The sequence below is a fragment of the uncultured Kluyvera sp. genome (assembly GCF_902485085.1).
GTDB classification, from domain to species: Bacteria; Pseudomonadota; Gammaproteobacteria; order Enterobacterales; family Enterobacteriaceae; genus Kluyvera; species Kluyvera ascorbata.
Map to the genome: position 1 here is coordinate 1 of NZ_CABTJS010000065.1, position 8,299 is coordinate 8,299.

Sequence of the window (8,299 nt, forward strand, 5' to 3'; positions counted from 1 at the left end):
CACCTGGCACGGCTGGGACGGAAGTCGCTGTCGTTCTCAAAATCGGTGGAGCTGCATGACAAGGTCATCGGGCATTATCTGAACATAAAACACTATCAGTAAGTTGGAGTCATTACCTGTAATTCCTTCCAGAGGATCTCTATATTTTTATAGTGAAGGTGTGAATCTATTTCATCAAGAAGAAAAATGGTATCAGGATGATCAAATAGATCGAGTAATGAATATAGAAATAAGATCTGATATTCACCATCGCTTAGATCACTTAATTCCAAATCATCTTTAAAGGTCAACTTCATTGATGGTTTTGATATGAAGTAATCGTTGTCCGCGGCTTGTGTATAAAAAGAAATTATAGGGTCAAAATAATCTTCAGCAGTGTTAATATACGATGGATTATTAAATTTTTTGAAATCTAACTGTATTGATTTAGATTCCATCGGGGAACTAAAATCATAGTTATGGTCGACTATTGTATTTATAAAACTTTCAAGAGTACGATGGTAACTCGTCGAACGCAGTGTGTCAATTTCTCCATCTTCTTCATCTTGTAACGCTTTTTGTACTCTATTGACATAGGCGCGACTAACTTGAACAGAAAAAGTAAGAATGCTTGAAACATCAATATTGTTTTCTGATAATTCAATATATTTTTTTCTCACAAGAAATGATCGAACTAATCCTGTATCGTTACTAATGGTTGAGAGAAAAATCAATAATTTTGACCATGTTTTATCATAATAACAACAGTCTAAACTTAGCCCTCTATTAGCACTTCTCTCTTGATTTAGGTAGTTAGAGAAATGCTCGGAAAATTTTTCATTTTGACCGGAGGAGAAGCAAACAACTTTTTTATCAGAAAGTATTGATTTTGCTAAGCGGTTAACAAAAATGGATTGGAGAATTGAGGATTTACCTGCGCCATTTTCCCCAATAAGAGCGGTGATTTTCTCAAATTCAATAAGTTGTTGATTTTCGTATAATCTATTACTTGGTAAATTTAGTTGCATGTTAGTCAGTCCATAAATTATACATATTTTAACATTATAATTTGATCTTCATATTATGGTTTGATAATTGGCTGAAGTGAATCATGATGCAGTGATGTTCGCCTTAAAATTCTCCGCCTGCGCCAGCACGCCCATATACACATCATCATTCGCCACCGGCGGGAACTTGTGTTTATGCAGCAGCAGGATCAGCTCCACCTTCAGCTTCGCTTTGATATCATCACGTTTGCTCCAGTCCGGATACTTCGAGGTGTTATCGACCACCGCCTTCATCTCTTTCGCCAGCGCCAGCATCTTGTCGTCCTCATAGGTGAACTGATACTTATCGCGCATATGCGCTAGAATGTCGTAAAAGGCTTTCTCCTCGATATCAATCCCCATCTCAGCGTAAGTGCCCATCTCGGTTTTAATATCGTAGATAATATCGGTCATCTCCTGGCTGAAGTTATCAAACTCTTCACCGTTGAGGACGTCATCTTCCCGGCGCTCGTTATATTTATCCATAATCGACTGGAAACGGCGGGTGAAGTTGATCCCCTGAAGCTGGTTGATCTGTTTAAAGTCGCTGATGGCTTTTTCCAGCAGCTTTTGCAGCAGCTGAATTTTGGTGGCCGGCAGTTTAATCTTATTAATACGCGCCAGATAATCGTCGTCGAAAATATCGATCGACTCCGCTTTCTTGTCGCCCAGGAAAAACAGCTCTTCCACGCCGTCGGCTTTCAGCGCCTCGGCGATCATCTCGCGCACGCGGGCATTCATCTGCGTGACGTCCGGCGCGTCGCCTTTGGTCAGTTTGAAGACGATAGAGCGCACGGCAATATAGAAATGGATATGGTCACGCTCGGCCTGCGACAGCGCCTCGCTGCCGCAGCAAACGTCATACGCCGCTTTCAGACGCTTCACCAGCCCCATAAAGCGGCGTTCCAGCTTCTGGGTGCGCATCACAAATTCTGCCGCGTTGTTCAGGCAGACTAACTGCGCCTGCGGCTTGCCGCTGAAATAGGCGCGGCTGTCGAAATCGTGGAATACCTGTGTGAGCAGATCGAGATGATTTTTCACCTCAATCACTGACTGTTGGATATCTTCAAAGTTAGTGGCATCGATGCGGGAATACATCGCCAGCGCCTGGTTCATCTGGCGCTTAATGCCGATATAGTCGACGACCAGTCCTTTGCTTTTGCCTTCCAGCTTGCGGTTCACGCGGGAGATGGTCTGGATCAGGTTATGCTTTTGCAATGGCTTATCGATATAAATGGTGTCCAGCTCCGGTACGTCAAAACCGGTCAGCCACATGTCCACCACGATGGCGATTTTGAAATTCGACTTTGCGTTTTTGAACTGTTTATCCAGCTCTTTGCGGTACTCTTTACTGCCCAGCAGATCGTATAGCTTGCCGTCATCGTCTTTGCCGCGCGTCATCACCATCTTGACCATTTCGGACGGCGGCAGCTCTTTCTCTTCCTGCTCGGTCAGCTCAACCCCATCCGGGGCCTGTTTCACCTCAAACCATGCCGGACGAAAGTCTTTCAGCTGACGATAGAAATCCCAGGCAATTTCGCGGCTGGCGCAGACAAACATCGCTTTGCCTTTCACCGTTGAGCCTTCAGCGACACGTTTTTCATAGTGTTTCGCGAAGTCTTCCGCCAGCGCCTTCAGGCGATCGTCATCGCCGAGGATGGCGTTCATGGTGGCGCTGGCTTTTTTACTCTCGTCGATTTGCCACTCGTTGGTGCCCGCGTCAGCGCACTCCGCGTAATACTTTTCCACCTCTTCCAGCTTGCGGGCATCGAGGATGACCTTTGCCGCGCGGCCTTCGTAGACGATGCGTACCGTGATCTCATCCTGCACGGATTCGGTCATGGTGTAGCTGTCGACGATGTGGCCAAAGACTTCCATCGTGGCGTCGATAGGCGTGCCGGTAAAACCAACGTAAGTGGCCTGCGGCAGCGAGTCGTGCAGATATTTGGCGAAACCGTAGGTCTTGCGCACCTTGCCGCTCTCTTTATCGACGATCACTTTCTGATCGAGGTTGACCTGGCTGCGGTGCGCTTCGTCGGAAATACAGATGATATTGCTGCGCCCGGAGAGCAGTTCGGTGTCTTCGGTAAATTTATGGATGGTGGTCAGGAAGACGCCGCCGCTGTTGCGACCGGCCAGTTTCTCCCGCAGATCCTCACGGCTGGTGACGGGCACCACGGTGTCGTCGCCAATATAGTTCTTGGCATTGCACATCTGCGCCGAGAGCTGATCGTCCAGATCGGTGCGGTCGGTGATCAGCACGATCGTCGGGCTGGCGAATTCGACGCTTTTCATCAGCAGGCGTGTTAAGAACTGCATGGTGTAGCTCTTGCCGCAGCCGGTCGCGCCAAAGTAGGTGCCGCCCTTGCCGTCGCCGAAAGGTTTACGCGCCCGTTCGATGCTGTAGTACAGCTTGCGCGCCGCATAGTACTGCGGGTAGCGGCAGCAGATTTTCACTTCATGTTTGGCTTTATCCGGAAAGCAGATAAAGTTTTTGATCACATCCAGCAGGCGGACCGGGTGAAACAGCCCCTGAATCATCGAGTGCAGGGAAGGGATGCCGTCCTGCTCGCGGTTTTCATTGCCGGTGACTTTGCGCCAGGAGTAGAAATACTCGTACGGCGCAAACAGGTTGCCCATGCGGTTATTGACGCCGTCGCTGATAATGCACAGCGCATTATAGACAAACAGCTGGGGAATATCGCGGCGATAGCGGGTACAGAGCTGTTTATACGCATCGCCAATATTGGCTTCCTGCTCGCGCACCGCGCTTTTAAATTCAAATACCACTAACGGCAGGCCGTTGATATACAGAATCGCGTCCGGAATGCGTGGCTGGTTTTCTTTGCCGGTGATAGTCAGCTGATTGACGATTTTCACCCGGTTCAGCGGCTGGGTAAGATGATAACTTGCCGGTGTTTCCGCGGCCTGTTGCAGCGGAAACTCTTCGGTATCGAACAGTTCACGCAGCGCGGCGGGCAGGTGCCGGGTGTCGAGCAATTCGATATAGAGATCTTTCTGCTGGCGATCGTCGCGTTTAAACAGAAAACCGTTGGCCAGCCAGGCGCAGAAGGTTTTGTTGCTTTCATAGAGATCGGAGGCGGGCAGGGTGGTGAACTGTTTGATCAGCCGCTGGATCTCCTCTTCGGTGATACCGTCGGCCTGATAACGTGCGGCGAGGTAGTGGCGAAGATCGTCTTCGATAATCACCTGATCGAGGCTGGAACGCGGCATATTGTCGCCGATCAGGTGCAGATAGCCTTGATCCTGTAACAGTTCAATTATTGCCTGTTCTAACTTCGCTTCACTGAATGAGAGATGCATATCCCGCTCCGGCCCTGGCTGAGTTTCTGGTAAGGGTTCCTGTAACAGAGAAAACCTTAACAGAAAGCCCCTGATTTTTCAGGGGCAAAATGCGTTATGCGGCTTCGGTTTGGTTAACTAAATCTGGCAGATCCTCCAGGGACAGCTCGCCGGAGATGAGTTTGGGGAGCAGGGTGTCGCGGAGGTTGGTTAGAGATTTGTTTTCCATATTACAGCAATACATTTTATCAAAATAACTACTGACCTTCCCGGCAAATAAACTCATTACGGAAGGTGTCGGTACCGCAATATAAAAGCTATCAAAGCAGCTATTCTGTACCCGTTGGCGGCCAGATGAGCCGACCATGTTTTGTATTGCGTGTAACCTGAAATTATTTTCTCGTGCTAAACAAGCCACATACGAATAATGAACTTTCGTAGTGCCTCGCATCACAATAAACTCGGTAGAACCAAACGCGGTTTCTTGTTCATCTAAGAAATCAACGAATCCCGTTTTACCATTCTCTAAACAAGGCGTAATTCTAGCGAATAATGTGTCATTTTTTTGGAACTTGGCGCCGCCAGCATATGGCTTTTCAATAACATCTGAGATTGAATACCCTTGGGTGGGTAAGGATTTCATATCAACATACTTTGCGACTGTATTTTTAGGTAATTTTACACTAGGATTTATATTTATGGCTTTTGCTACAGACTCCAGTATCCAACCTTTAGGCACCCAACCCAACTCTGTTTCTTCAAATGCTACCGGGAACAGAGCACGAATATCCGCCGGAAGTGGTTTGAAATCTGTACTATTGCGTACTTTTTGACGCAGTTCGGCGCGAGATTGCAGCGCTTCCGGGATTGGGTTTCCCACATCCAGCGCGTTATCAATCACCGGGTCGAAATCCACAAACCAGGATTTGAATATTAACTGTGATAATTGTTCTAACTTTTTGTTTGTATTTTCATTTAAATTAATTTTTTTTTCAATTAACTCTAAGATATTAACAATTTGTTGTCTTTTGAGAGTGTAAGTTGGTATTTCAAAATCTAAAAAATCTTCTCGACTAAGAGATAAGTTCGTTGTGCCTAACGCACGTGCTTTACAATATTCTCTATATTGAGGCGTTCTTAAAGCCCAATAAAAATATTCTTTAGAATATGTTTCGTCTGTAAATGATAATTTAACAGTATCTTGTGTTAATCGTCCCTTTTTTATCTCATCAGGAACTCTAGCCACTGCGCCTAACAATAAAGCTTGCTGTGTTATATCTTTAAGAGATACGAACATATCTCCAGTATATAAAATATGCTTTTCTGCGCTTGGGCCACCATAAGTTTTTAGTTTATCTTTTCGAAATCCGCCGTGCGGCCCTATAGATGCCAGACCTAGTAAGTAGGGACCATCCTGATTTAGCAAAGCACTTTTATATGTATTTCCTCGAATTAAGGATACGATACTTCCTAATTTTCTATTCCCCATAACCCAGCGCCTCCAGGTTCCGACGAATCGCGTTATCCAGTTCTTCCGCCTGCTTCATCTGCGCAAACAACATCTGCGACAACTCGCGCATTTTGGTTTCAAACGCCACGCCGTCATCTTCCTGCTCGGCGGCACCGACGTAGCGGCCCGGCGTCAGCACATAGTCGTTAGCCTTGATCTCTTCAATCGTCGCGACCTTGCAGAACCCGTTCTGGTCTTCGTACTGTGCCAGCCTGCTGTCACCGCGCTTGACGCGCTCGGCCAGCTCTTCCGGCGTGCTGCGCCATGCATGGTAGGTGTCGGCGATGGTGGCGATATCGTCCGCCGTCAGCTCTTTGGTGGTGCGGTTCATCATAGTGCCGAGGTTACGCGCATCGATAAACAGCGTTTCGCCCTGACGGTTGCGGTAGCCTTTGGCCGGATCGGCTGCCTTCGACTTGGTCATAAACCACAGGCACACCGGGATCTGGGTGGTGTAGAACAACTGGCCGGGCAGGGCAATCATGCAGTCGATCAGATCGTTTTCGATCATCTGCGCGCGGATCTCGCCTTCACCGCTGGTGTTGGAGCTCATCGAGCCGTTCGCCAGCACAAAACCGGCGGTACCACAGGCTGACAGCTTGGAGAGCATATGCAAAATCCAGCCGTAGTTGGCATTACCGGTGGGCGGTGTGCGGTAACCAGCAAAGCGCGGGTCTTTGGTTAGTTCGGCATCGTTGCGCCAGTCTTTCAGGTTAAACGGCGGGTTGGCCAGAATATAGTCGGCTTTCAGGTCCGGGTGCTGGTCGCTGAAGAAGGTATCCGCCGGGCGCTCGCCAAGGTTGGCGGAGAGGCCGCGAATGGCGAGGTTCATCTTCGCCAGCTTGTAGGTGGTGGCCGTCAGCTCCTGCCCGTACAGAGCGATATCGCGGCTTTTCCCCTGATGGCTTTCAACGAACTTCACCGACTGGACAAACATCCCCGCCGAGCCGCAGCACGGGTCATAAATTTTGCCCTGGAACGGTTCGAGCATTTCGGTCAGCAACGTTACCACGCATTTTGGCGTATAGAACTCACCACCGCCTTTACCTTCGGTGGCGGCAAACTTGCCGAGGAAGTATTCGTACACTCGACCGACAAGGTCTTCTTTCGACAGCGCTTCCACGTCGGTTTCATGGGCCAGCGTTTCGATGTTGTCGATGGTATCGATCAGCGACGCCAGCTTCTTGGTTTCCAGATTTTGACGGCTGAAGTAGTTGTCCGGCAGCGCGCCTTTCAGCGTCGGGTTGCGCTTCTCAATGGTCGAGAGGGCGGTATCGATGCGTACGGCAATATCATCCTGCTTGGCGTGCTGTTTGATGAACGACCAGCGCGCCTCTTCCGGCAGATAGAAGATGTTGTCCTGCTGATAGAAGACTTCCATTTCGAGGAAATCGCCCTGACCTTCGTCTTTCATCTTCTGACGGCGGGCTTCAAACTTATCGCTGATAAACTTGAGGAACACGAGGCTCAACACCACGTGTTTGTACTCGGAGGATTCAACGCTGCCGCGAAGCTGGTTCGCGGTATCCCATAATGTGTCTTCAAAGCCTTTCTTTGCTTTGGCTTTTTTTGTTGGTGCTTTGGCCATGATGAACTCAATCAGGAAAAATAAGGTGACTATTGTAACGGTAAAAGCGGTGAAGTTCGCCCTTTAGTCGATTTCCAGCTCGTCGAACAGCTGCAAATCCACATCCAGCAGCTCGACTGCGTTGCTGCGTCGAATGCCGACGTTGTTTTCAATCAACAGTTCCAGTAAGCGATCGCCGTCGATTAAGGTAATTGGTGCGGCGCCGGGGAACAGCGCTGCTTCTGCACACTTAGCGGCAAACTTGCCGGTAGTGATCAGCGTGCCGCGAATGGCTTTATGGTAAGGCAATGCGCCGCGTAGCTGGTCGATATACGGGCGCGTGATGGTGTTCTGCATCCGTTTTACCTGTACTACTTCGGTGATGGTGGTAATGCCAACCTGTACCTGACCAATCACGTCCACGCCTTTATCGCCGGAGGCTTTGGTCACTTCAACCTGTTCGTAGCCCATGGCTTCCAGCAATTGTCCGACCAGATGCTCAAACTTGTACGGATTCATGGTGCTGATTTGCTCGCGCAGCAGCTCTTTTTGCTGTTCGTTATAGCGCTTCACGGCGTCCAAAAGCTCTTTACGCGGATCGCTTTTTCGGGCCGGCAGCGCTTTGCCAAGCCAGGCTCGCCCGGCATCGGTGATGCGATAGCTCATGCCTTCGCGGTTCACCATCTCACGGTCGATCAGGTTATACAGGCGAGAGTAGAGTGTGCTTTTTACTGAACTGGCTGATGCGAATTTGGAGTGCTGGTGCAGAAAGGCTTGCCATTCGGGAAGTAAATCCGCGCGACGCGACATTTCCCGGCCTGCCAGTAGCTCCAGAAGCTGCAGGATGCCTTCCTGATCGTCTAACGAACGCAATGTCTTTTCGTCATCTTGCAG

At 49.0% G+C, this 8,299-nt stretch carries 5 protein-coding genes and 1 pseudogene; 1 reads left to right on the forward strand and 5 read right to left on the reverse strand.

Translation table 11 applies throughout. From position 1 onward, the window contains the following. A partial coding sequence (locus tag RDN66_RS07390; RefSeq protein WP_000496773.1) for an IS1 family transposase occupies positions 1-102 on the forward strand: 102 nt, incomplete at its 5' end. On the opposite strand, the gene RDN66_RS07395 is transcribed toward RDN66_RS07390, so the two are convergent. The 5 genes and pseudogenes from RDN66_RS07395 to RDN66_RS07415 form a co-directional block, all read right to left on the reverse strand. Beyond that, entirely contained in the window at positions 96-1,007 is a 912-nt protein-coding gene (locus tag RDN66_RS07395) for an AAA family ATPase (protein WP_308537744.1), read from the reverse strand. The genes RDN66_RS07390 and RDN66_RS07395 overlap by 7 nt on opposite strands. Positions 1,008-1,041: 34 nt before the next feature. Then, positions 1,042-4,349: pseudogene (locus tag RDN66_RS07400) on the reverse strand (type I restriction endonuclease subunit R). A 94-nt stretch (positions 4,350-4,443) separates the two neighbouring features. Next, complete coding sequence (locus tag RDN66_RS07405) at positions 4,444-5,817, reverse strand: restriction endonuclease subunit S (RefSeq protein ID WP_227675112.1); 1,374 nt, start codon at positions 5,815-5,817, stop codon at positions 4,444-4,446. After that, complete coding sequence (locus RDN66_RS07410) at positions 5,807-7,426, reverse strand: class I SAM-dependent DNA methyltransferase (RefSeq protein ID WP_202216582.1); 1,620 nt, start codon at positions 7,424-7,426, stop codon at positions 5,807-5,809. Before RDN66_RS07410 ends, RDN66_RS07405 begins: the two co-directional genes overlap by 11 nt. 63 nt (positions 7,427-7,489) lie before the next feature. Next, positions 7,490-8,299: restriction endonuclease (locus RDN66_RS07415; RefSeq protein WP_308537745.1), on the reverse strand; the 810-nt coding region annotated here is incomplete at its 5' end.

Excerpts from the sequence above, each read along its gene's own strand:
- RDN66_RS07395 (WP_308537744.1), bottom strand. The coding sequence starts at position 1,007 with ATGCAACTAAATTTACCAAGTAATAGATTATACGAAAATCAACAACTT.
- RDN66_RS07405 (WP_227675112.1), bottom strand. The coding sequence starts at position 5,817 with ATGGGGAATAGAAAATTAGGAAGTATCGTATCCTTAATTCGAGGAAAT.
- RDN66_RS07410 (WP_202216582.1), bottom strand. The coding sequence starts at position 7,426 with ATGGCCAAAGCACCAACAAAAAAAGCCAAAGCAAAGAAAGGCTTTGAA.